General features: G+C 62.1%; 17 protein-coding genes and 1 pseudogene. 5 read left to right on the forward strand and 13 right to left on the reverse strand.

Going from position 1 to position 22,456, the window contains the following annotated elements; translation table 11 throughout:
• Positions 1–164: 164 nt before the first annotated feature.
• Both ACS5Q8_RS03010 and purD read right to left on the reverse strand, forming a co-directional pair.
• On the reverse strand, positions 165–2,936 hold the full coding sequence (locus ACS5Q8_RS03010) for a hybrid sensor histidine kinase/response regulator (protein WP_276196317.1): 2,772 nt from the start codon (positions 2,934–2,936) through the stop codon (positions 165–167).
• 101 nt (positions 2,937–3,037) lie between these two features.
• Positions 3,038–4,330 carry a phosphoribosylamine--glycine ligase gene (gene purD / locus ACS5Q8_RS03015; protein WP_276196318.1) on the reverse strand — a complete coding sequence of 431 codons (1,293 nt, stop codon included), beginning with the start codon at positions 4,328–4,330 and terminating at the stop codon, positions 3,038–3,040.
• Positions 4,331–4,351: 21 nt separating this feature from the next.
• On the opposite strand from purD, the pseudogene ACS5Q8_RS03020 reads away from it, so the two are divergent.
• Positions 4,352–4,465: pseudogene (locus ACS5Q8_RS03020) on the forward strand (outer membrane lipoprotein carrier protein LolA); the annotation flags it as partial.
• Positions 4,466–4,480: 15 nt separating this feature from the next.
• On the opposite strand, the gene purH reads toward ACS5Q8_RS03020, so the two are convergent.
• The 10 genes from purH to ACS5Q8_RS03070 all read right to left on the reverse strand — a co-directional run bounded on the left by purH (position 4,481) and on the right by ACS5Q8_RS03070 (position 16,414).
• Positions 4,481–6,088: a bifunctional phosphoribosylaminoimidazolecarboxamide formyltransferase/IMP cyclohydrolase gene (purH, locus tag ACS5Q8_RS03025; protein WP_276196319.1), complete on the reverse strand. Its 1,608-nt coding sequence runs from the start codon at positions 6,086–6,088 to the stop codon at positions 4,481–4,483.
• Between the two features lie 81 nt (positions 6,089–6,169).
• On the reverse strand, positions 6,170–6,490 hold the full coding sequence (fis, locus tag ACS5Q8_RS03030; RefSeq protein ID WP_043049474.1) for a DNA-binding transcriptional regulator Fis: 321 nt from the start codon (positions 6,488–6,490) through the stop codon (positions 6,170–6,172).
• On the reverse strand, positions 6,487–7,500 hold the full coding sequence (dusB, locus tag ACS5Q8_RS03035; RefSeq protein ID WP_247398770.1) for a tRNA dihydrouridine synthase DusB: 1,014 nt from the start codon (positions 7,498–7,500) through the stop codon (positions 6,487–6,489). Before dusB ends, fis begins: the two co-directional genes overlap by 4 nt.
• Before the next feature lie 185 nt (positions 7,501–7,685).
• The gene (locus ACS5Q8_RS03040; protein WP_276196320.1) at positions 7,686–8,930 is read right to left on the reverse strand and encodes a DUF3426 domain-containing protein; all 1,245 of its coding nucleotides are present in this window, start codon (positions 8,928–8,930) and stop codon (positions 7,686–7,688) included.
• 30 nt (positions 8,931–8,960) lie between these two features.
• The gene (prmA, locus tag ACS5Q8_RS03045; protein ID WP_276196321.1) at positions 8,961–9,839 is read right to left on the reverse strand and encodes a 50S ribosomal protein L11 methyltransferase; all 879 of its coding nucleotides are present in this window, start codon (positions 9,837–9,839) and stop codon (positions 8,961–8,963) included.
• A 278-nt stretch (positions 9,840–10,117) separates the two neighbouring features.
• On the reverse strand, positions 10,118–11,479 hold the full coding sequence (accC, locus tag ACS5Q8_RS03050) for an acetyl-CoA carboxylase biotin carboxylase subunit (RefSeq protein ID WP_276196322.1): 1,362 nt from the start codon (positions 11,477–11,479) through the stop codon (positions 10,118–10,120).
• Between the two features lie 17 nt (positions 11,480–11,496).
• Entirely contained in the window at positions 11,497–11,952 is a 456-nt protein-coding gene (gene accB / locus ACS5Q8_RS03055; RefSeq protein WP_276196323.1) for an acetyl-CoA carboxylase biotin carboxyl carrier protein, read from the reverse strand.
• 24 nt (positions 11,953–11,976) lie between these two features.
• The gene (aroQ, locus tag ACS5Q8_RS03060) at positions 11,977–12,432 is read right to left on the reverse strand and encodes a type II 3-dehydroquinate dehydratase (protein ID WP_017849665.1); all 456 of its coding nucleotides are present in this window, start codon (positions 12,430–12,432) and stop codon (positions 11,977–11,979) included.
• A 296-nt stretch (positions 12,433–12,728) separates the two neighbouring features.
• Positions 12,729–14,690 carry a methyl-accepting chemotaxis protein gene (locus ACS5Q8_RS03065; protein ID WP_465159818.1) on the reverse strand — a complete coding sequence of 654 codons (1,962 nt, stop codon included), beginning with the start codon at positions 14,688–14,690 and terminating at the stop codon, positions 12,729–12,731.
• Positions 14,691–14,743: 53 nt separating this feature from the next.
• Positions 14,744–16,414 (reverse strand): diguanylate cyclase, encoded by a 1,671-nt coding sequence (locus ACS5Q8_RS03070; RefSeq protein ID WP_276196325.1) that lies wholly within the window; start codon positions 16,412–16,414, stop codon positions 14,744–14,746.
• A 397-nt stretch (positions 16,415–16,811) separates the two neighbouring features.
• On the opposite strand from ACS5Q8_RS03070, the gene ACS5Q8_RS03075 reads away from it, so the two are divergent.
• The 4 genes from ACS5Q8_RS03075 to speA all read left to right on the forward strand — a co-directional run bounded on the left by ACS5Q8_RS03075 (position 16,812) and on the right by speA (position 20,946).
• Positions 16,812–17,795: a DUF2333 family protein gene (locus ACS5Q8_RS03075; protein ID WP_443693597.1), complete on the forward strand. Its 984-nt coding sequence runs from the start codon at positions 16,812–16,814 to the stop codon at positions 17,793–17,795.
• 2 nt (positions 17,796–17,797) lie between these two features.
• Entirely contained in the window at positions 17,798–18,334 is a 537-nt protein-coding gene (locus ACS5Q8_RS03080; RefSeq protein WP_465159819.1) for an NUDIX hydrolase, read from the forward strand.
• Positions 18,335–18,516: 182 nt separating this feature from the next.
• Positions 18,517–18,888 carry a translation initiation factor Sui1 gene (locus ACS5Q8_RS03085; protein WP_247400115.1) on the forward strand — a complete coding sequence of 124 codons (372 nt, stop codon included), beginning with the start codon at positions 18,517–18,519 and terminating at the stop codon, positions 18,886–18,888.
• Between the two features lie 144 nt (positions 18,889–19,032).
• On the forward strand, positions 19,033–20,946 hold the full coding sequence (speA, locus tag ACS5Q8_RS03090) for an arginine decarboxylase (protein WP_276196327.1): 1,914 nt from the start codon (positions 19,033–19,035) through the stop codon (positions 20,944–20,946).
• A gap of 110 nt (positions 20,947–21,056) precedes the next feature.
• Here the strand turns inward: speA and ACS5Q8_RS03095 are convergent, their stop codons facing one another.
• A complete protein-coding gene (locus ACS5Q8_RS03095) occupies positions 21,057–22,400 on the reverse strand; it encodes an MATE family efflux transporter (RefSeq protein WP_276196328.1) in 1,344 nt (447 codons plus the stop codon).
• Positions 22,401–22,456: the final 56 nt, after the last annotated feature.

The raw sequence follows: 22,456 nt of genomic DNA on the forward strand, positions 1-22,456 counted from the left end.
GGGAGGGGGCTTGCCCCCGATGGCGGTGTGAGAGTCAGCTTATGTGTAACTGTTCCAGCGCTATCGGGAACAAGCTTGCCATCGCTGTCTTTCAGTCGATGCATTGGTGACTGATCCGCCGCCATCGGGGGCAAGCCCCCCCCACACTGAGCCTGCGTTTGACGTTAAGAGGGCGCGCGCTCCGGCTGTGGCTGGCGCTGCGCCACCCAGTATTCCACCAGTTCGCGCAATTGCGACAACTCCACCGGTTTGGCCATGTGCCCGTCCATCCCGGCCTGGCGTGCGCGCTCTTTGTGTTCCGAGAGGATGTGTGCAGTGAGCGCCACCACCGGCGTGCGAATGCGCTGGTGGCTGACTTCCCAGGCCCGTAGCTGCTGGGTCGCGGAGAAGCCATCGAGGATCGGCATTTCACAGTCCATCAACACCAGGTCGTAGCGCTGGGCTTTCATCGCCAGCAGGGCTTCTTCGCCGTTGCTCGCGGTGTCCGGGTTGAGGTTGAGCTTGCCGAGCATGCCGCGGATGACTTTGGTGGAGATGCTGTTGTCTTCGGCCACCAGGATGCGGAAGTCGCTGGGCACGGTGATGGGCGCCGGGATGTTGAGGGGCGCGCGTGGCTGCCCGCCGCCTTTGCTGCGCTGGGTCAGTTCGTCGGCCAGGGTGGTCTTGAGGGTGTAGCCGGCCACTGGCTTGGCGAGGATGCGCTTGATCCCGCAATTGCGCGCAATGATCTTGCTCGGCGCGTTACTGATGCCGGTGAGCATGATCAGCAGGATGTCGTGGTTCAGGCTCGGGTCTTCCTTGATCTTTGCCGCCAGTTGCATGCCGGTCATGCCGGGCATGTTCTGGTCCAGCAGCACCACGTCGAAGTAATCACGCAGGTGCGCCTTGGTGCGCAACAACGCCAGGGCTTCTTTGCCCGACGGCACTGCGCTGACGTTGAGGCCCCAGGCGGTGCATTGCTGCACCAGCACTTTGCGGCAGGTGTCGTTGTCGTCCACCACCAGCACCCGGGCACCCTTGAGCGGGCCGTCGAGGTCGGAGGTCGGGTGTTCCAGGCGTTCCGGGTCCAGCGGCAGGGTCAGCCACAGGGTGCTGCCCTGTTGCGCGCCGCTCTTGATGCCGAATTCGCCGTTCATCAACAGGATCAACTGGCGGGCGATGACCAGGCCCAGGTGACCGCTCAAACGGGTGGCCGAGAGGAAGTTCTTACTGTGCAGTTCGCTGTGCAGCAACGCATCGCGTTCGGCGGCTTCCATAGGCAGGCCGCTGTCTTGCACGGCAATGCGCAGGCGCGGCTTGGTGCTGCGCTCGTCGAGGGCGACGACGATCAACACTTCGCCTTCGTCGGTTTTCTGCAGGGCGTTTTCCAGCAGGCTCAACATTGCCTGGCGCAGGCGCGTCGGGTCGCCGCTGATCACCCGCGGCACCTGGGGCTGGATAAAGCTGATCAGCTCGACGTTCTGCTGCTCGGCCTTGGCGCGGAAGATGCTCAGGCAATCTTCGATCAGCGCATTGAGGTCGAATTGCACGTCGTCCAATTCGATCTGTCCGGATTCCAGCTTGGAGATATCGAGGATTTCGTTGATCAGTGTGAGCAGTTCGTTACCGGCGCTGTGGATTGTCTGCACATAGTCGCGCTGCTTTACCGACAACGGCGTGCCCAGCAGCAGCTCGGTCATGCCCAGCACGCCGTTCATGGGGGTGCGGATTTCGTGGCTGATCTTTGCCAGGAACTCGGCCTTGGCGGCGATTTCGGCGTTGCTGGCCGCCAGCTCACGGCTGAGGTTGAAGCGTGCTTCGACAAGGGCGCGTTGGCGCTCGCCCAGGGCCAGGCTCATCAGCAGGCCGCTGAGGCAGATAAAGCCGAGCAGGGTAATGATCAAGCCTTGCGGCGCCAGTCGCGTGAGGCCAAGCAGGGCGGGCAGGATGATCAGTATGCCGATGTTGAACACCACCATCCCCGCCACGAACAACCGCGCCGGCCGGTAGCCTTTTTGCCAGTGATACGCCGAGACAAACAACATGCTCAGGCCGGCCAGGGCCACCAGGGCGTAGGTGATGAAGTTCAGCGGCAAGGTGTTGACGAACAACAGCAACAGGCCGCACAGCACGATCAGCAGAATGTCGGCCATCAACAGTTTGTTCAGCGGGTGCGGGCCCAGGGGCATGAAGAAGCGATAGGCAAACATCAGCCCGCACGGCGCGGTCAGCAGCAGGGCGAGGTAGGCGCCCGGTGTCTGGACCGCGTGCCAATTTTTCAGCCATGGCCCCAGCAGGTTGAGCAGCAACGCCAGGCTGAGCATCAACAGCAATTCGCTGGCCGCCAGCCACAGGCTGCTGCGTGAGCGGTGGTAGGCGAAGCGGGAGAGGTTGTGCAGGATCAGCATCAGCAGGCAGCCGAACAACAGGCCGTAGATCAGCGTCTGGGTCTGGTCTGCGGCGGCGAGTACGGCCGGTTCCAGGGTGATATAGGGGCGCAGTTCGTGTTCCGAGACCAGGCGCAGGTAGACCTCAAGGGGCTTCGGGCTCTGTGGCATCGGCAGCATGAAGTCGCTGCTGGGCAGCGGTCGCTCGGATTGGGGCTGGCGGGTGCCGGTGGTTTGCTGTTCCACCAGGGTGTCGCCATCCAGCACATAGAGGCTCAGGTGGGAAACGTCCGGGGCGAATACCCGCAGCACTTGCTCGTGCTGGCCGGGCTGCAGCTTGAAACGTACCCACAACGCACCCTCCGGCTCGGCGGCGGTGATCCGGTCCAGTTCGGTGGGGCTGAATTGGTTGGTGTAGCGCGGGGAACGAATGTCGCTCAGTTGCAGGTCGGCTTGTTCATCAAGCAATACTGCCCAACCACTGCCTTGCGCGGCGGCCTGGGCCGGGAGCAAACAGAGCAATGTCAGCAGACTGAGAGTGAAACCTATGGCGATCCTGAGCCAGCGCACGGCGAAATCCCTTCGTAGGTTGATGCACGGGTTAACTATGCGCGGGGTGACCTGAGTACGGCAAGGGCCAGAGGCCCTCACCTAACCGAACGGATAGCGACTTAATGCGTCTCGCCACGTTCACGGGCAATCGCGCGATAGCCGATGTCTTTGCGGTAGAAGCAGCCTTTCCAGCTGATTTTTGCGGCCAGCTTGTAGGCCTGTTGCTGCGCGGCGTCGACACTGGCGCCCATCGCCGTGGCACACAGCACACGGCCACCTGCGGTTACGACCTTGCCGTCCTGGAGCGCGGTGCCCGCATGGAACACCTTGCCTTCCAGCGTCGCCGCCGCGTCCAGGCCTTCAATCACATCGCCCTTGGCGTAGTCGGCAGGGTAACCACCGGCCGCCAGCACAATGCCGACGCTCGGACGTGGGTCCCACTGCGCTTCAACCTTGTCCAGGGCCTGGGCCAGTGCGGCTTCCACCAGCAGCACCAGGCTCGATTGCAGGCGCAGCATCACCGGTTGGGTTTCCGGGTCGCCGAAGCGGCAGTTGAACTCGATGACTTTCGGGTTACCGGCTTTGTCGATCATCAGACCGGCGTAGAGGAAACCGGTGTACACGTTGCCTTCGTCGGCCATGCCACGCACGGTTGGCCAGATCACCAGGTCCATCACGCGTTTGTGCACTTCGCTGGTGACCACCGGGGCCGGGGAGTAAGCCCCCATGCCGCCGGTGTTCGGGCCGCTGTCGCCGTCGCCGACGCGCTTGTGGTCCTGGCTGGTGGCCATCGGCAGGACGTTCTTGCCGTCGACCATCACGATAAAGCTGGCTTCTTCGCCGTCGAGGAACTCTTCGATGACCACGCGCGAACCGGCTTCACCGAAGGCGTTGCCGGCGAGCATGTCGCGCACGGCGTCTTCGGCTTCCTGCAAGGTCATGGCGACGATCACGCCTTTGCCCGCAGCCAGGCCGTCGGCCTTGATCACGATCGGCGCGCCTTTTTCACGCAGATAAGCCAGGGCCGGCTCGATCTCGGTGAAGTTCTGGTAGTCGGCGGTCGGGATCTTGTGGCGCGCCAGGAAATCCTTGGTGAACGCCTTGGAGCCTTCCAGTTGGGCCGCGCCGGCGGTCGGGCCGAAGCAATCCAGGCCGCGGCTGCGGAACAGGTCGACGACGCCGGCAACCAGGGGCACTTCCGGACCGACGATGGTCAGGGAAACGTTTTTCTCGGCAAAGTCTGCCAGTTGTTCCAGCGCCAGCACGTCGATGGCGACGTTTTCGCACTTGGCTTCAATGGCGGTGCCGGCGTTGCCGGGGGCTACGAATACTTTCTGGACGCGTGGGTCCTGGGCAACTTTCCAGGCCAGGGCGTGTTCACGGCCACCGCTGCCAATGATCAAAACATTCATTTCAAAAACCTCTGAGAAACGCTGTGCTTCCCTGTAGGAGCGAGCTTGCTCGCGAAGGTCGTCAACGATAACGAGGGAAACCTGACACCCCGTGGCGTTTTTGAGCTTTTCGCGAGCAAGCTCGCTCCTACAGTCGGGAAGCGGTGCTGTTTAGTGACGGAAGTGGCGCATGCCGGTGAAGACCATGGCGATGCCGGCTTCGTCAGCAGCAGCAATCACTTCGGCATCACGCATCGAGCCGCCCGGTTGGATCACCGCGGTCACGCCAGCGTTCGCGGCATTGTCCAGGCCGTCGCGGAACGGGAAGAACGCGTCGGACGCCATCACCGAGCCCGCAACCTGCAAACCGGCGTGTTCAGCCTTGATCGCAGCGATACGCGCCGAGTTTACGCGGCTCATCTGGCCGGCGCCGACACCGATGGTCTGGCGGTTTTTGGCGTAGACGATGGCGTTGGACTTAACGTACTTGGCCACTTTCCAGGCGAAGATCAGGTCGTTGATTTCCTGCTCGGTCGGCGCGCGCTTGGTCACCACTTTCAGATCGGCGCTGCTGATCATGCCGATGTCGCGGCTTTGCACCAGCAGGCCGCCGTTGACGCGCTTGTAGTCCCAGGCAGCGGCACGTTCAGCCGACCACTCACCGCAGGCCAGCAGGCGCACGTTGGCTTTGGCGGCGACGATGGCGCGGGCTTCTTCGCTGACGGACGGGGCAATGATCACTTCGACGAACTGACGCTCGACGATGGCCTTGGCGGTCTCGGCGTCGAGTTCGCGGTTGAAGGCGATGATGCCGCCGAAGGCCGATTCGGTGTCGGTGGCGTAGGCCAGTTCGTAGGCCTGGCGGATACCGCCTTCAGCGTCCGGGCTCACGGCCACGCCGCATGGGTTGGCGTGTTTGACGATCACGCAGGCCGGCTTGACGAAGCTCTTCACGCATTCCAGCGCGGCGTCGGTATCGGCCACGTTGTTGTAGGACAGTTCTTTACCTTGCAGTTGGGTCGCGGTGGCGATGCCCACTTCGGCCGGCTTGGCTTCCACGTAGAACGCCGCACTCTGGTGCGGGTTCTCGCCGTAGCGCATTTCCTGGGCCTTGATGAACTGGCTGTTGAAGGTCCGTGGGAACTGGCTGCGACCTTCTGTGCTGAGGGTCTCGGCGGCCTGGTTCACGGTGCCCATGTAGTTGGCGATCATGCCGTCATAGGCGGCAGTGTGTTCGAACGCCTTGAGCATCAGATCGAAACGCTGGGCGTAGGTCAGGCCACCGGCTTGCAGGCTTTCAAGCACCTGGGCGTAGTCGCTGGCGTTGACCACGATGGCCACGTCTTTGTGGTTCTTGGCGGCCGAGCGAACCATGGTTGGGCCACCGATATCGATGTTTTCGATGGCGGTCGGCAGGTCGCAGCCCGGCTTGTTGATGGTAGCTTCAAACGGGTAGAGGTTCACCGCGACCAGATCGATCGGCTTGATGCCGTGCTCGTTCATGATGGCCTCGTCGATACCACGACGGCCTAGGATGCCACCGTGGATTTTCGGGTGCAGGGTCTTGACCCGACCGTCCATCATTTCTGCGAAACCGGTGTAGTCCGCGACTTCAACTGCGGCCACGCCGTTGTCCTGCAGCAGTTTGAAGGTCCCGCCCGTGGAGAGGATTTCCACACCCAGGGCTTCCAGCCCCCGGGCAAATTCGAGAACCCCGGTCTTGTCGGAGACACTGATCAAGGCGCGGCGGATCGGCAGGCGGGTGGTCTGGTCGGTCATTTCAATTTCCATCAAAAGCAAAGGAGTCAGCAAAAAAGGCGACCGGTGTTACGCGGGCGCCTTTCTGGTCGGATTGAATGCTTACAGCAAATCGTATTGTTTGAGCTTTTTGCGCAAGGTGCCACGGTTCAGACCCAGCAGTTCACTGGCTTTGGTCTGGTTGCCCTTGACGTAGTTCATCACGCTTTCGAGCAAGGGCGCCTCGACTTCGGAGAGCACGAGGTTGTACACGTCCGTGACGGAAGCGCCCTCAAGGTGGGCGAAATAATTGTGCAGCGCCTTCTCGACACTCCCGCGAAGGGTCTGGCCTTCTTCGCTCGGCGTGTTGAGGTGCTGTTTCAAATTGACGTTGTCGCTCACGGGTGTTGTTCCACTCACTAAAGTCTCGGTCATCGTCGTCATGCGGCCACCCCTTCTCCGTCCCCTGTCACCAGGCTCTTGTCACGCTCGCTGAAGTACTCTCGAACGGTGGCGACCTGTGCTTGCGTATCATCCAAACGATTGAACTGGGCGCGAAACTCCCTGGCGCCCGGCAGGGTTGCGAGATACCAGCCGACATGCTTGCGAGCAATGCGTACTCCCATCACGTCTCCATAGAAGACGTGCAGGGCGGCCAGATGCTCTAGCAGAATACGTTCCACCTCGATCAACCCCGGTGCCGGCAGGAGCTCGCCGGTACGCAGAAAATGCTCGATTTCACGAAAAATCCACGGCCGCCCCTGGGCGGCCCGGCCAATCAACAGGCCATCGGCGCCGGTCGCGTGCAGCACGCGCCGGGCTTTCTCGGCTGAGTCGATATCGCCATTGGCAAACACCGGCATCGACACCGCCTGCTTGATCGCGGCAATGGTGTCGTACTCGGCTTCACCGGTGTAAAGGTCGGCGCGGGTGCGGCCATGCACCGCCAGCGCTGAAATACCCGCCTGTTCGGCGATCTTCGCCACCGTCAGGCCATTCTTGTTGTCCCGGTCCCAACCGGTACGAATCTTCAGGGTGACCGGTACATTCACTGCGGCGACAACGGCCTGCAGGATCTCGGTGACCAACTGTTCATCTTTCAACAGCGCGGAACCGGCGGCCTTGTTACAGACCTTCTTGGCCGGGCAGCCCATGTTGATATCAATGATCTGCGCGCCCAGCTCCACGTTGGCCCGGGCCGCCTGCGCCAGCATCTGTGCATCGCCACCGGCGATCTGCACCGAGCGGGGCTCGGGATCGCCTTCGTGGATCATGCGCAGCCGCGATTTGCGGGTGTTCCACAAGCTCATGTCGCTGGTGACCATTTCCGAGACTACTAGACCCGCGCCCAAACGCTTGCACAGCTGACGAAAGGGCTGGTCGGTGACTCCCGCCATTGGGGCGAGAATCAAGCCATTGTGCAATGTGTATGGGCCGATGCGTACCGCCGACATAGGACTTCCCTGTTGTGGGGCCGGATCATTAGAGTTCGAAAAAGGGTTGGCATGATACCCGCTCTCGATGACTGGATAAAGGCTGAATTGGATAAAATCTGAACAGTTATTTCTTTATCGCTGCTGGTTTGGTTGCCGGCGGTCCGGTCAATAATCTGCCGTCAAACCTCGGTGACCGAGCCGATTCACTCGGGCGAGTGGAAGCTCAGGCTGTAATTCACGGCTTTGTTGCCGGGGTCGAGGATGTCGAGGGAGATATGGATCGGCGTCTGCGACGGCATTTCGCTGACCCCGGCCAACTCACCGCTCAGGTATTCGGCGGGCTTGAAGCGACGACTGGCGATCAGGCTGCCGTTCAGGTCGGCAAACCGCAGTTCCAGCAGCGGAAACGGCTGGGAGAACGTCGCACGGTTATAGATGATGGCATCCACCACCAGCGCGCCGGCGAATTCCGGGTGGCTGCGCACCACCAGGTTGCTGCTCTTGATGTGCGCGATATCGACCCGTGATGGCACCGTGCAGCCCAGTGTCGGGCACAGTTGCTGGAACCACGGGCGATAGGCGTCCTGGCGCGCCAGGTCGTCGAATTGGTAGGCAATGTACTGGCCAGCGAGGCCGGCGGCGGCGATCAGCACCAGCAGCAGCCAGATCAGGCGACGGCCCCAGCTCGACGGGCGTTTGCCTGAGTACAAGTGCAGCGGGTCATCTTCGAGATCCTGCAGCAGGTCGTCGTGGGCGCTGGCGGCAGTGCGCGAGCGCTTGCGGCCGGACAGCGGGCGCTCGTCGGGTTCAGGTTCGTCGGCTTCGTCGCTGACAGCGCTCACGGGCGGGTCGAGTTGCTCGTGCTCATCGGCGGGCGTGGCGCGCAGTGGTGGCTCATCGTCGATGTCGTCGGTGTCGAGTGACATTGACGGCTCGGTGCGCTGTTTGGTCGCAGAGGGATTTGCCGGTTCAGGTTCGTCTTCGGGCGCCTTGGCGCGTTCTTCAGGCGGTTCGCTGAACAGGCTGGCGGCCCATTTTTCTTCCTCGGCCTTGATCGTGTCGCGGCTGGCGCTGAGGGCATCTTCCTTTTTGCGCCGGTCGGCGCCTTGACGGCGTTCCGCACCCTGCGGCTGGGTGTGCTGAATCTCGCGGCGTTCCAGCTTGGCCAGCTCTTCGTCCAGGTCCAGGTTGTCCAGGTCCAGCTCTTGGGCTGTCCACTGCTTCTGGCTGATTGCCCGGGGCGCCTCGGCGGCGTGTTCCGCTGTGGCCGGCTGTTCAGGCTTCGGCGCTTGCGCGTGGGCGCGCTGCTCCAGCAACTGGCGCGCAGCGTTGAACACTTGCAGGCACGAGCCGCAGCGCACGACACCGCGTGCCACGTTCAACTGAGCATGGCTGACGCGAAAGCGCGTTTGGCAATGTGGGCACTGGGTGACGAAACTGTCGGTCATGCGGCCATCCGATTCAGGCAAGCGCTCATTCTAGCGCCGACGCCCGCTGATGCGTACCCAGCCATCACGATTGGCGATCGGGTCGAGCTCGAAATCCTGTGCATAGGCGGCGGCAACGTCGTCACCCTGTTCGGCGAGGATGCCCGACAGTGCCAGACGGCCCCCCGGCTTGACCAGGCTCGACAACTGCGGCGCCAGGGCCACCAGCGGACCGGCGAGGATATTGGCCACCAGCACATCCGCCTGCACCTGGGGCAATTGCTCCGGCAGGTACAGTGGGAATTTGCTTTCAGCAATGTGGTTGCGCCCGGCGTTATCGCGGGAGGCTTCCAGGGCTTGTACGTCGATATCGGTGCCGACGGCTTCCTTGGCGCCCAGCAATAGGGCAGCAATCGCCAGAATCCCCGAGCCGCAGCCGAAGTCCAGCACGTGGCAATCGTTCAGGTCCTGGCCGTCCAGCCATTCCAGGCACAGCGCGGTGGTCGGGTGTGTGCCGGTGCCGAACGCCAGGCCCGGGTCCAGCAGCAGGTTCACCGCCTCTGGTTCAGGCGCGGCATGCCAGCTCGGGACGATCCACAGGCGCTGGCCGAAACGCATCGGCTGGAAATTGTCCATCCAGCTGCGTTCCCAGTCCTGGTCTTCGATGATTTCGCTGTGGTGCTCGGGCAGCGGGCCGCCGGTGAGCAGTTCCATATGGGCCAGGACGGCGGCGGCATCGGTGCCGTCTTCGAACAGGGCCAGCAAGTGGGTGTGGGACCACAGTGGGGTGGTGTTGAGTTCCGGCTCAAAGATCGGCTGGTCTTCGGCGTCCATGAAGGTCACCGAGACGGCGCCCACTTCAAGGAACGCGTCTTCGTAGGTTTCGGCTTGTTCTGGGCTGATGGCGAGACGGACTTGCAGCCAAGGCATGGCGGGCACCTTTGAAAAAATGAGTGTGCAGCGGGGAGGGGCTGCGAAAGCGCGCAAGTTTACGCGAGCGGCGGGCAGAAGACGACTGTGCTGACTGTACGCCGGTCAAATGTGGGAGGGGGCTTGCCCCCGATAGCGGTGGTTCAGTCTCAGATAAGTTGACTGACACACTGCTATCGGGAGCAAGCCCCCTCCCACATTTGGACTGTGTGCATCTTCAAAATAGAGCGCACAGAAACAACAAAGCCGCCCGAAGGCGGCTTTGTTGGGTGGAGCACTTACTGGTTGGCCAGCTTGTGTTCCAGGTAGTGAATGTTCACACCACCTTTGCAGAAGCCTTCATCACGGACCAGATCCCGATGCAGCGGGATGTTGGTATTGATGCCGTCGACCACGATTTCGTCCAGGGCGTTACGCATGCGGGCCATGGCCTCGTCACGGGTGGCGCCCCAGGTGATCAGCTTGCCGATCAGCGAGTCGTAGTTGGACGGAACCTTGTAGCCGCTGTACAGGTGCGAATCGACGCGAACGCCGTTGCCGCCTGGAGCATGGAAATGCTTGACCAGGCCTGGACTCGGGATAAAGGTTTTCGGGTCTTCGGCGTTGATCCGGCACTCCAGGGAGTGGCCGTGGATCTTCACGTCGTCCTGGGTGAAGGACAGCTCGTTACCGGCGGCGATGCTCAGCATCTCCTTGACGATATCGATACCGGTGACCATCTCCGAAACCGGGTGTTCTACCTGTACGCGAGTGTTCATCTCGATGAAGTAGAAACGACCGTTCTCGTAGAGGAACTCGAAGGTACCGGCGCCACGGTAGTTGATGTCGATGCATGCCTTGACGCAACGCGCGAGCACTTCCTCACGGGCTTTCTCGTCCAGGCCCGGTGCCGGTGCTTCTTCCAATACCTTCTGGTGACGACGTTGCAGCGAGCAATCGCGGTCGCCCAGGTGGATGGCGTGGCCCTGGCCGTCGGACAGCACCTGCACTTCCACGTGACGTGGGTTGGTCAGGTACTTTTCCAGGTAGACCATCGGGTTGCCGAACCAGGCAGCCGCTTCGGAGCGAGTCTGCTTGGCCGCTTCGATCAGGTCTTCTTCTTTATGCACCACGCGCATGCCGCGACCACCGCCGCCGCCTGCGGCCTTGATGATCACCGGGTAACCGACTTCGCGACCAATGCGCAGAGCGGTTGTCTCGTCTTCAGGCAGCGGGCCGTCGGAGCCGGGAACGGTTGGCACGCCGGCTTCGATCATGGCGTCCTTGGCCGAGACCTTGTCGCCCATCAGGCGAATGGTCTCGGCTTTCGGGCCGATGAAGGCAAACCCGGACTTTTCCACCTGTTCGGCGAAATCGGCGTTTTCCGCGAGGAAGCCGTAGCCCGGGTGAATGCCATCAGCGCCGGTCACTTCTGCGGCGGCGATGATGTTCGCGACTTTCAGGTACGAGTTCGCGGCCAGTGGCGGGCCGATGCAGATGCTTTCGTCCGCCAGTTTTACGTGCATCAGTTCGGTATCGGCCGTCGAGTAAACAGCGACGGTCTTGATGCCCTCTTCCTTACAGGCGCGCAGGATACGCAGCGCGATCTCGCCGCGGTTGGCGATCAGGACTTTTTGCAGTTTCTTCGCAGGTTTCAACATCGAAGGCGCTCCGCGGTTCAAACGATGGTGAACAGCGGCTGGTCGTATTCAACCGGCTGACCGTTTTCTACCAGGATGGATTCGATGACGCCGGCTTTTTCGGCCGTGATGTGGTTCATCATTTTCATCGCTTCCACGATGCAAATGGTGTCGCCCACTTTCACGGTCTTGCCGACTTCAACGAAGGCTGGCGAGGTCGGTGCCGGGGTGCGGTAGAACGTACCGACCATTGGCGACTTGACCACGAAGCCATTCAGCACAGGCGCGGCCGGGGCGGCAGGCGCGGCGGCAGCAGGTGCGGCAGCCGGAGCAGCGGGTGCCGGGGCTTGCATCTGTGGCGCGTAGAACTGCTGGGCCGGAGTCTTGCTGTGACGGCTGATCCGGACGGACTCTTCGCCTTCCTTGATTTCCAGCTCGTCGATACCGGACTCTTCCAGCAGTTCGATCAGTTTCTTAACTTTACGGATATCCATGAATCATCAACTCCCAAGGGTCGGTCAGGGGCGCTTGGCCGGTTGTTCAAGTTGTTCCAGGGCGGCCTCCAGGGCCAGTCGGTAACCGCTGGCGCCAAGGCCGCAGATCACTCCTACCGCAACGTCGGAGAAGTAAGAGTGATGGCGGAAAGGTTCGCGTTTGTACACGTTCGACAAATGCACTTCGATGAATGGGATGCTCACCGCCAGCAGCGCGTCACGTAATGCAACACTTGTGTGCGTAAAAGCGGCGGGATTGATCAGGATAAAGTCCACGCCTTCGCCGCGCGCGGCGTGGATGCGATCAATCAATTCGTACTCGGCGTTGCTTTGCAGGTACAGCAGATGGTGGCCGGCTTCACGAGCCCGTCGCTCCAGATCGAGGTTGATCTGTTCCAGGGTCACAGCCCCGTAGACGCCCGGTTCGCGGGTGCCGAGCAGGTTCAGGTTGGGTCCGTGAAGAACCAGTAAGGTCGCCATCGGCTGTTCCTTGTTATTGATGTGGGTACGGCAGAACCCGGCGACTATGCCGCAAAGTCTTTATGACTGTCCAGTTCTATGCAGTAGGCTGCACGATTAGCGAGGATTGCGCAAAATTTGTGACCAAGTTGCCCGGCCTGGTCATTGGCAACACGATTTTGAAAACACAGGAGGTCAAATGTGGGAGGGGGCTTGCCCCCGATAGCGGTGGATCAGTTACAGATATTGAGACTGGCACACCGCTATCGGGGGCAAGCCCCCTCCCACATTGGTTCTTCGCATGGCGCTAGATCGGGTCAGACGCGGAAGGCTTGGACGGCAGTGTTGAGTTGGCCGCCCAGCACCAACAGGTGTTCACCCTGGCTGCGGCCCTGGCCGATGCGTAGCAGGTTGTCCTCACCCAGCTGATGAATCCGTTCGCTGTTATCGCGGATCTCACTCACGGCACCGCTCTGCTGCGCGGTCACATCGGCGATGCGCACGGCGGTGTCGGAAATGGTCTGTATCGCTCCGACAATTTCATCCAGCGCGCCGTCGGCCGCTTGTGCTTGCTGGGCGGTGGCTTCGGCGTGTTCGACCTGCGCGCGCATGCCTTCCACCGACTGGCGGGCAGCGGTTTGCAGGCCGGCGATCAGGCCCTGGATTTCGGCGGTGGCGCCTGCGGTGCGTTGGGCCAGGGAGCGCACTTCGTCGGCGACCACGGCGAAACCGCGCCCGGCTTCCCCGGCGCGGGCGGCTTCAATGGCCGCGTTGAGCGCCAGCAGGTTGGTCTGGTCGGCTATCGAGCGAATCACCGTCAACACGCCGCCGATGGTCGCGGACTCTTCGGCGAGTTTCTCGATCATCTGTGCGTTTTGCTGCACTTCGCCGACCAGCGCATGCAGCCCGGTCAGGCTCAGGCCGATCACCCGCTGGCCTTGTTCCACCGCCTGGCCCGCGCTGCGGCTGGCGCCGGCGGCCTGGCTGGCGTCGCCGGCCACCTGCTGGATGGTTGCTTCGAGTTCGCCCAGCGAGTCGCGGATCTGCGCGGTGTCCCCGGCCTGACGCTCGGCGCCGTCGTGTAGGCCGCTGCTCAACTCGGCCAGGGCGCGACTGCTGCCCGCCACTTCCTCGGCATTGCCGCGAATGGTGCCCACCAAGTCCACCAGATAGGCGCGCAGGCGGTTGAGGGAGGCTTCGATGTCGCGCAGTTCGCGGTTGGTCTTGCCCAGGGCAATCGGCTGGCTGAAGTCGCCTTCGGCCCAGGTCGACAGGGCCGGTGCCAGGTTGGTCAGCACCCGCGCCAGGCGCCGTTGCAGGGTATCGATCAGCAGCGCGATCAGCAGGATCAGGCCGATCATCACCCCTTGCATCAGGCGCACTTCGCCCTGGATCGCGGCGTGTTGCCCACGCACGACCGGCTCCAGGCCCGCGATCGCCTGTTGCACGGCGGCGATTTTCAGTTGGGTGCTGGCGGCCAGGTTGGCGCGCTGCTGGATTTGCTCGCGGGTACGCTTGAGTTCGGCCGGGTAGCGGGTCAGCAGGCTGTTGAGTTCGCGCTTGAGGTCGACGCCGGTGTCTTGTGTTTCGGCTTTTTCGCTGTTTTCCAGGCCCATCAGTGCCGAAAAGTCATCGGTGTTCGAGCCGGCGCTGGCCTTGACCCCGAGTAAGGGCAGTTGCTCCAGCAGGTCGGCCTGGCCACGGATATTGCCGACTTCGCGCTCCACATCATCCGCCAGTTCCGCCCGCCCGCTACTCACCAGCTTGTCGCGGGCCAGGGACAGCTTGCCCAGGTGCTGCGAGGCCGCCAGCAGCGGCGGCAGGTAGCGCGCCGCGTCGGGCGAATTGGCCCCGCTGGCGTACTGGCTCAGTTGCTCCAGGTTCGCGCCCAATTCGCGCTCGGCTTGCAGCAGCAGCGCTTGCGGGTCGCCGGCCAGTTTGCCGGCGGCGAGCAGGTCGGTTTTGCTGAAGGTATCGAGTTCCATCAGACTGGGGCGCAGGCTTTGCGCGAGGTCGGCAGGCAATTCATCCAAGTGCTGCAGCAGGCTTTCCAGGCTTTGGCTGGCGCTGCTCAGGCGCAGGGCGTCGCCGCTGGCCAGGTAGTCGTCGATATTGCGTGCGGCCTGGTTCTGGAAGGTCTGCGACAACCCCAGGTAGCGTTCCATCAGCAAGTAAGGCCGTTCCAGCGCGCGTTGCGACCACCAGAGCGTCGCCCCGAGTGCCAAGCACACGGCCACTAGAAGGAGGGTGTTGAGATTGGTCAGCAGCTTCAGGCGCATGCGTGGTTTCAACCGACAGCAAAAGTTAAGTGCCTGAAGTTATTGCGTTTCCGTTACAAAGTTATGACGGAATCACTGGATTCCGGTGAAAAGATGGCACTTTGCTTTGATGTGCGCGCGGCTTGAACGCGATTGCGTCCGGCATCCTTGGCGCGGTACAGCGCTTCGTCGGCTAGGGTGGCCATCATCAGGCTGTCGGAGTCGTCGCACAACTCCACCAGCCCGGCGCTGAAGGTACACCACAGGTCATGCGGTTGGGCCGGGTAGTGAATTTCGGCAAAGCGCCCACGAATCTCATCCAGCACCTTGCAGGCCGATTCCAGGTCGGTATCGGGCATCACAATCGCAAACTCTTCACCGCCGTAGCGGCCGATGTAGTCGGTCTTGCGCAAGCGCTGTTTGAGAAACAGCGCCAGGCTCTTGATCACCCGGTCGCCCATGGGGTGGCCGTGGCTGTCGTTGACCCGCTTGAAGTGGTCGATGTCGAGCATGGCAAAGCTCAACGGCTTGTTCTCGCGGCGTGCGCGGAAGCTGCAGTCTTCGAGCAGTTGCAGGATATGGGTGTGGTTGTACAGGCCGGTCAGGCTGTCGCGCACCATCCGCGCCTTGAGGTTGCGCGCACGGGCCGCGCGGTTGCGCACGGTGGTGATCAGGTGGCGCGGCTTGATCGGCTTGGTGAGGAAGTCGTCGCCGCCTTCGCTCATGGCGTCCAGCTGTTTATCCAGGTCGTCCTCGGCCGACAGGTAGATGATCGGCACGCTGACGTAACGGTCGTTGTGACGAATCACCTTGGCCAGTTCGGTGCCGGTACAGGCGGGCATGTACATGTCGAGGATGATCAGGTCGGGCTGGAAATCCGCCAGCTCGGCCATGGCCTTGATCGGCTCGATCAGCGTGCGGGTGATGATGCCGGCACTGTTGAGCAGGCGCTCGGTGTGCAGCGCCTGCGCCCGTGAGTCGTCGATGATCAGCACTTTATAGGGGTCGTACTGCGCAACGCAGGTCAGCACTTCGATCTTTTCCAGCAGGCTCGAGGCTTCCAGCGTGCCGGTCAGGAACTCTTCGCCGCCGGCGCGCACGGCGGCGAGGCGGGTCGGGGTGTCGGTTTCATGCAGGCTGAAAAACAGCAACGGCAGCTTTTGCTCCAGGCCTTCCTGGGCCTCGGCGGCCAGTTGGAGGCCCAGACCCGGGCCGCAGAAGTCCACGTCCATCACAATCGCCGACGGCAGGCGCTCGGCCATCGCCACACGATACGCCGCCACGCTGTCCAGGGACTGGGCGCTCAAGCCAAAGAATTCCAGTTGCTTGGCCAGGCGCTCGGCGCGATCGTGATCGGCCAGCATCACGTAGATCGGCTTGCGCATCGGCGGCAGGAAGGTTTGCTCAAGCTGGTCGCCCTGGCGCAGGCCGGTGCGGGACAGGCGTTGCATCAGGCGGTTGATTTCGGTGATCAGTTGGCTGCTCAGGCGGCCGCGATTGGCGTCCACCGCTTTGAGCGACTCGCCGATATGCTGGGCCAACTGGTGGTGCTCGGGCTGTTCGAAGCGTTCGGCGAAGCGCAGCAGTCGCAGGTTGGCTTCGCTGAGTTCGGAGAAGTCGACGTCGGACCATTCGCTGCGCTGCAGGCGCTGCCAGATCTCAAGAATTTGACGTGCCTGATGAATTACCCGCTGGGCAAAGTGCTGCTTGAGACGCTCACGGCTGGGGTCTTCTGGCTCGGTCATATCTTGACTACTAGTGAAGGTGCGTACTGAGGTCGACTAATGGCTCTATGCTAGCACCTCTTTTCGGTTCGATGAGTGTCATACGTCAATTAACTGCGTATCCCTGGCATTCAGTTGCTGACTCATTGGTCGCACAGCGAAAAAAACCTGCATCCTTTATAGTCGGATGCCCCCAGGTACGCCCATTGGATGACGGCTGTGCGATGAAAAGCCCCGCATTGACGGGCACGATGGGGTAGGGTTGCTGTCGGAGTGTTTGAACGCACGCCGTCGATTGAAGTGCATGAACTCAAGTGATTGAAAGGATATCGCCATGCTGGACTGGAAAAACCGTGCAGGCAGTGCCAAAGGCCCCGCCCCTGAACCCAAGTCGGGCAACCGCAGCTATTTGCGTAGCATGCTGATGAGCCGAGCGGTGCTCAGCGTACTTGGCTTGTATCTGTTGGTTACCGGTGCTTTGGGTTGGTACTGGAGCGAAGAGCCGGCGCTGTTCCCGGTCCAGCAGAACGCCCAGCTTGCCGCCGAAAAGGAAGGCAAGCAGATGGTGGTGGGTTACACCACCGTGGAAACCCTCAAGACCGTGGCCGGCACCTTGCTGAACAAGCCCGGTGGCTATATTTCCAACGACCGTTTCCCGCCTGGCCTGTGGATGGACAACATGCCGAGCTGGGAATACGGCGTGCTGGTGCAGGTGCGCGACCTGACCCGTGCCTTGCGTAAGGATTTCGCCCGCTCCCAGTCGCAGTCGGCGGAAGACACCGACCTCGCCAAGGCTGAGCCGCGTTTCAACTTTGACAACAAGAGCTGGGTGCTGCCTTCCAGCGAGTCGGAGTACCAGGAAGGCATCAACTCCCTGAGCCGCTATGAAGCGCGCCTGTCCGACCCGAACCAGCGCGGCGCGTTGTTCTATGCGCGCGCCGACAACCTCAACAACTGGCTGGGCGATGTCGCCACGCGCCTGGGTTCGTTGTCGCAACGTCTGTCGGCGAGTGTCGGCCGGGTCAAGCTGAACACCTCACTGAAAACCGAAGCGCTGGCGCCGGGTCAAGTGCCGCAGCTCGATGAAGAAGTGGTGGAAACCCCATGGATGCAGATCGACAACGTGTTCTACGAAGCCCGTGGCCAGGCCTGGGCCTTGTCCCACTTGTTGCGCGCTATCGAAGTCGACTTTGCCGACGTGCTGGCCAAGAAAAACGCTACGGTCAGCGTGCGCCAGATCATTCGTGAGCTGGAGGCTTCGCAAGAGCCGGTCTGGAGCCCGATGATCCTCAACGGCAGCGGCTTTGGCATACTGGCCAACCACTCATTGGTGATGGCCAACTACATTTCCCGGGCCAACGCGGCCGTGATCGACTTGCGTCAACTCCTTAACCAAGGGTAATGATGGACGTGACTCAAAATGAGGCCGCGCACCGCGCGGCCTCCGATGCGGAACTGATCTGCTGGGTCGACGAGCACGACAACCTGCTCGGCGCCCTGGTCCGGTCCGACCTTCGCCAGCGCGGCCTGATCGGCCGTTGCACCTTTATCTTCCTGTTCAACTCGGCAGGTGAACTGTGCGTGCATCGCCGCACCCTGAGCAAAGCCCTGTACCCCGGATTCTGGGACACGGCCGCGGGCGGGATGGTGGCGGACGGCGAGAGTTATGCCGATTCGGCCGCCCGGGAGCTTGAAGAAGAACTCGGCGTAGGCGGGGTGGAACTGGTTGAACACGACCATTTCTACTTCGAGGACGGCGACAGCCGGCTCTGGTGCAAGTCCTACGCAGCCGTATGGGATGGCGCGCTGAGCCTGCAGCCTGAAGAAGTCATGGAAGCGCGCTTTTTACCCCTTGAAATAGTCCTACAGGAAGCTGAACAAAAGCCCTACTGCCCGGACGCGCAAGAGGGCTTGCGCCGCTATCTGGCCTCACGTCGCTAAAGTTGTATAAATTGGCGCCATTTGGCCCTTAGCAAGTGGGCCTTTTGTGGTTACACTGCGCGACTTTTCACCCGAACCGCCTTGGCGGGTCGGTAGCGCTGCCCCTGCCTGAGTGGGGCTTCGCGGTCGGCAACCTCCTGAGCGTGTGCCGATCAGTCTTTGTCCTCACAAGAGGATTGCCGGTGGCCAAAAAAGCCGCATCCTTCGCCGCCCTCGGCGGCCTGGTATTTTCCACCGACGCAGGTCGACACTGCCCGGATTGTCGTCAGCCCGTGGACGCCTGTACCTGCAAACAAACCCTGATCCCCGAAGGCGACGGCATTGCCCGCGTGCGACGCGAGAGCAAAGGCCGTGGCGGCAAAACGGTGACCACCATCACCGGCGCGCCGCTGGCCGAAGACGCCTTGAAGGAACTGGCTACCACGCTGAAAAAGCGCTGTGGCACCGGTGGCGCGTTGAAAGACGGGGTCATCGAGATCCAGGGCGATCACGTCGAGTTGCTGTTGGCCGAGTTGATCAAGCTCGGGTACAAGGCCAAGAAGTCCGGTGGCTGAAAGCCTCTTCCCAGCCTGTGTCTAAACTCTGTCCTGCGAGTGGGGTCTGACCTTGCTTACAGGCAAATCGTCATTTTCATTCTTTAGACTGCGCCAGCCTCGAACGAGGGGCGGCGCCTTCGACTTCATTTATAGGGGACTTCGATGTCCGTACGACGCACACGCAAAGACGATGGCAGCCAATGGACAGTTGCGGACAGCCGCAGTGTTTACGGGATTCGCCATTGGGGGGCCGGGTATTTCGCGATCAATGATGCCGGTCGCGTTGAAGTTCGTCCGAACGGCCCGAACAGCACGCCGGTCGACCTGTACGAGCAAGTCGACGCGCTGCGCAAAAGCGGCTTGTCCTTGCCGTTGCTGGTGCGTTTTCCCGACATCCTGCAAGACCGCGTGCGCCAGTTGACCGGCGCATTCGACTCGAACATCGAGCGCCTGGAATACCAGAGCAAATACACCGCGCTGTACCCGATCAAGGTGAACCAGCAGGAAGCGGTGATCGAAAACATCATCGCCACCCAGGACGTGTCCATCGGCCTGGAAGCCGGCTCCAAGCCGGAACTGCTGGCCGTGCTGGCGCTGGCGCCGAAAGGCGGGACCATCGTCTGTAACGGTTACAAGGACCGCGAATTCATCCGCCTGGCGCTGATGGGCCAGAAGCTGGGTCACAACGTGTTCATCGTGATCGAGAAAGAGTCCGAAGTTGGGCTGGTGATCGAAGAAGCCGCCAACCTCAAGGTCAAGCCTCAGATCGGCCTGCGCGTGCGCCTGTCGTCCCTGGCGTCGAGCAAGTGGGCTGACACCGGCGGCGAGAAGTCCAAGTTCGGGCTGTCGGCGGCGCAACTGTTGTCGGTGGTCGAGCGCTTCCGCGCCGCCAGCCTGGACCAGGGCATCCGCCTGCTGCACTTCCACATGGGCTCGCAGATCGCCAACCTGGCCGACTACCAGCACGGGTTCAAGGAAGCCATTCGTTACTACGGCGAACTGCGCAACCTCGGCCTGCCGGTGGATCACATCGACGTCGGCGGCGGCCTGGGCGTGGACTACGACGGCACCCACTCGCGTAACGCCAGCTCGATCAACTACGACATGGACGACTACGCCGGTGTGGTCGTGGGCATGCTCAAGGAATTCTGCGACGCGCAGAGCCTGCCGCACCCGAACATCTTCTCCGAGAGCGGCCGTTCCCTGACCGCCCACCACGCCATGCTGGTGGTGCAAGTCACCGACGTCGAGAAACACAACGACGAAATGCCGCAGATCGAGAACAAGGAGAACCTGCCGGAAACCGTGCAATGGCTGGTAGACCTGCTCGGCCCGACCGACATCGAGATGGTCACCGAAACCTACTGGCGCGCCACTCACTACATGAGCGACGTGGCCACTCAGTACGCCGACGGCAAACTGACCCTGGCGGAAAAAGCCCTGGCCGAGCAATGCTACTTCGCCGTGTGCCGCCGCCTGCATAACTCGCTGAAGGCGCGCCAGCGTTCGCACCGCCAGGTGCTCGACGAACTCAACGACAAGCTGGCGGATAAATACATCTGCAACTTCTCGGTGTTCCAGAGCCTGCCGGATACCTGGGCCATCGGCCAGGTACTGCCGATCCTGCCGCTGCACCGTCTCGACGAAGAGCCGATGCGCCGCGCGGTATTGCAGGACTTGACCTGCGACTCCGACGGCAAGATCAAGCAATACGTCGACGAGCAGAGTATCGAGACCAGCCTGCCGGTACACGCGTTGAAGGATGGCGAAGATTACCTGCTGGGTATCTTCCTGGTCGGCGCGTACCAGGAAATCCTCGGTGACATGCACAACCTGTTCGGTGACACCGACTCGGTGAACATCTACCAGCGTGCCGACGGTTCGGTGTACAGCGCCGGGATCGAGACCCACGACACCATCGAAGACATGCTGCGTTATGTTCACTTGTCGCCGGAAGAGTTGATGACGCATTACCGGGACAAGTGCGCGAGCGCGAAGATCAGCGCCAGCGAGCGCACGCAGTTTCTCGATGCGTTGCGTCTGGGCCTGACGCGTTCGTCTTACCTGTCCTCATAAGTGCAGCGACCCGGCTCCAATGTGGGAGCCGGGCTTGCCCGCGATGGCGGTGTGTGAGGCAGTGATTTAACTGCCGATACCCCGCCATCGTAGGCAATTCCGCCCTTCCTTCAATTCCCGCCCAACCAAAGCCCCCGCCGCTTGAGTCGCCAGGCAATCGCCCAGAGCGTCAGACTGCGCACCGCCATGAACAGCAGAAAGGTTATCCACAGCCCGTGGTTGCCCAAACCCTGCAACGCCCCGGCGAACGGCAGCGTAATCAGCACTGTCAGCAGCATGCCATTGCGCATTTCCCGCGCACGGGTGGCGCCGATAAACAGCCCGTCCAGCAGATAACTCCACACCGCAATCAACGGCAGTACCGCGAGGTAAGGCAGGTAGATGTCGGCGGTTTCGCGCACGCTGGGGATATCGGTCTGCATGGCGATAAACAGATGGCCGGCGAAGCTGAACAGCAAGGCAAAACCGACGCTGGCGATCAGCGACCAACCGCAGGCGACGACCAGTGAGCGGCGCAACGCGTGGCGGTCATGGGCGCCGATGGCGTGGCCGCACAGCGCTTCGACGGCGTGGGCCAAACCGTCCAGCGCATGGGCGGTCAGCAACAGGCCATTGAGCAGCAGCGCGTTGGCCGCCACCGTGGCATCGCCCAACCGGGCGCCTTGTACCGTGATCATGAAAAACACCGACTGCAACGCCAGGCTGCGGATAAAGATGTCGCGGTTCACCGCCAGCAGCGGGCGCCAGCTGTGCCACCGTTGCAAAGCGGCCCAGGCGATATGCCCGGGGTAGGCGCGCAGGGCTTTTTGCGTGAGGGCCAGGCCGAGCAGGGCGCCGGTCCATTCGGCGATCACCGACGCCCGCGCGGAACCGACCACGCCCCAGTCCAGGCCGAGTACAAACCACAGGTTCAGGGCGATGTTGACCAGGTTGGTGGTCAGCAGGATCGCCAGCGGTGCGCGGGCGTTTTGCGTGCCGAGGAACCAGCCGACCAGGGCGTAGCTGGCGAGGGCCGCGGGCAGGCCGAACAGGCGGGTGTGGAAAAATTCGCGGGTCAGTTGGTTCAGTTCGGGGGAGGGTTGCATCCACTCCAGGGCCAGGTGACTCAGGGGGATGCCCACCGTGCCAAGCAACATCGCCAGCCCCAGCGCGAGCAACAGACCTTGCAGCAGGATTTGCCGCAGCGCCGCGCCGTCATTGCGTCCGGCGGCTTGGGCGGCGAAGCCGGTGGAGCCCATGCGCAGAAACCCCATGGCCCAGGCGAGGAAGGTATACAGGCTGGCCCCGACGGCGACGGCGCCCAGTTGGTGGGCGTGGGGCAGGTGGCCGATGACTATGCTGTCGACCAGGGCAACCAGCGGTACCGAGATGTTCGACAGGATCATCGGCGCGGCCAGGGCCCAGACGCGGCGGTGGGTTGGGCGGTGGCGCCAGTCGCTGAGCAGTGAAGTCATTTGGGCTCCTTGGGGGAGTGGCATTGTAACCGTCCCCCAGCACGCCGCAGAACCAA

This window comes from Pseudomonas sp. PAMC25584, assembly GCF_058135675.1.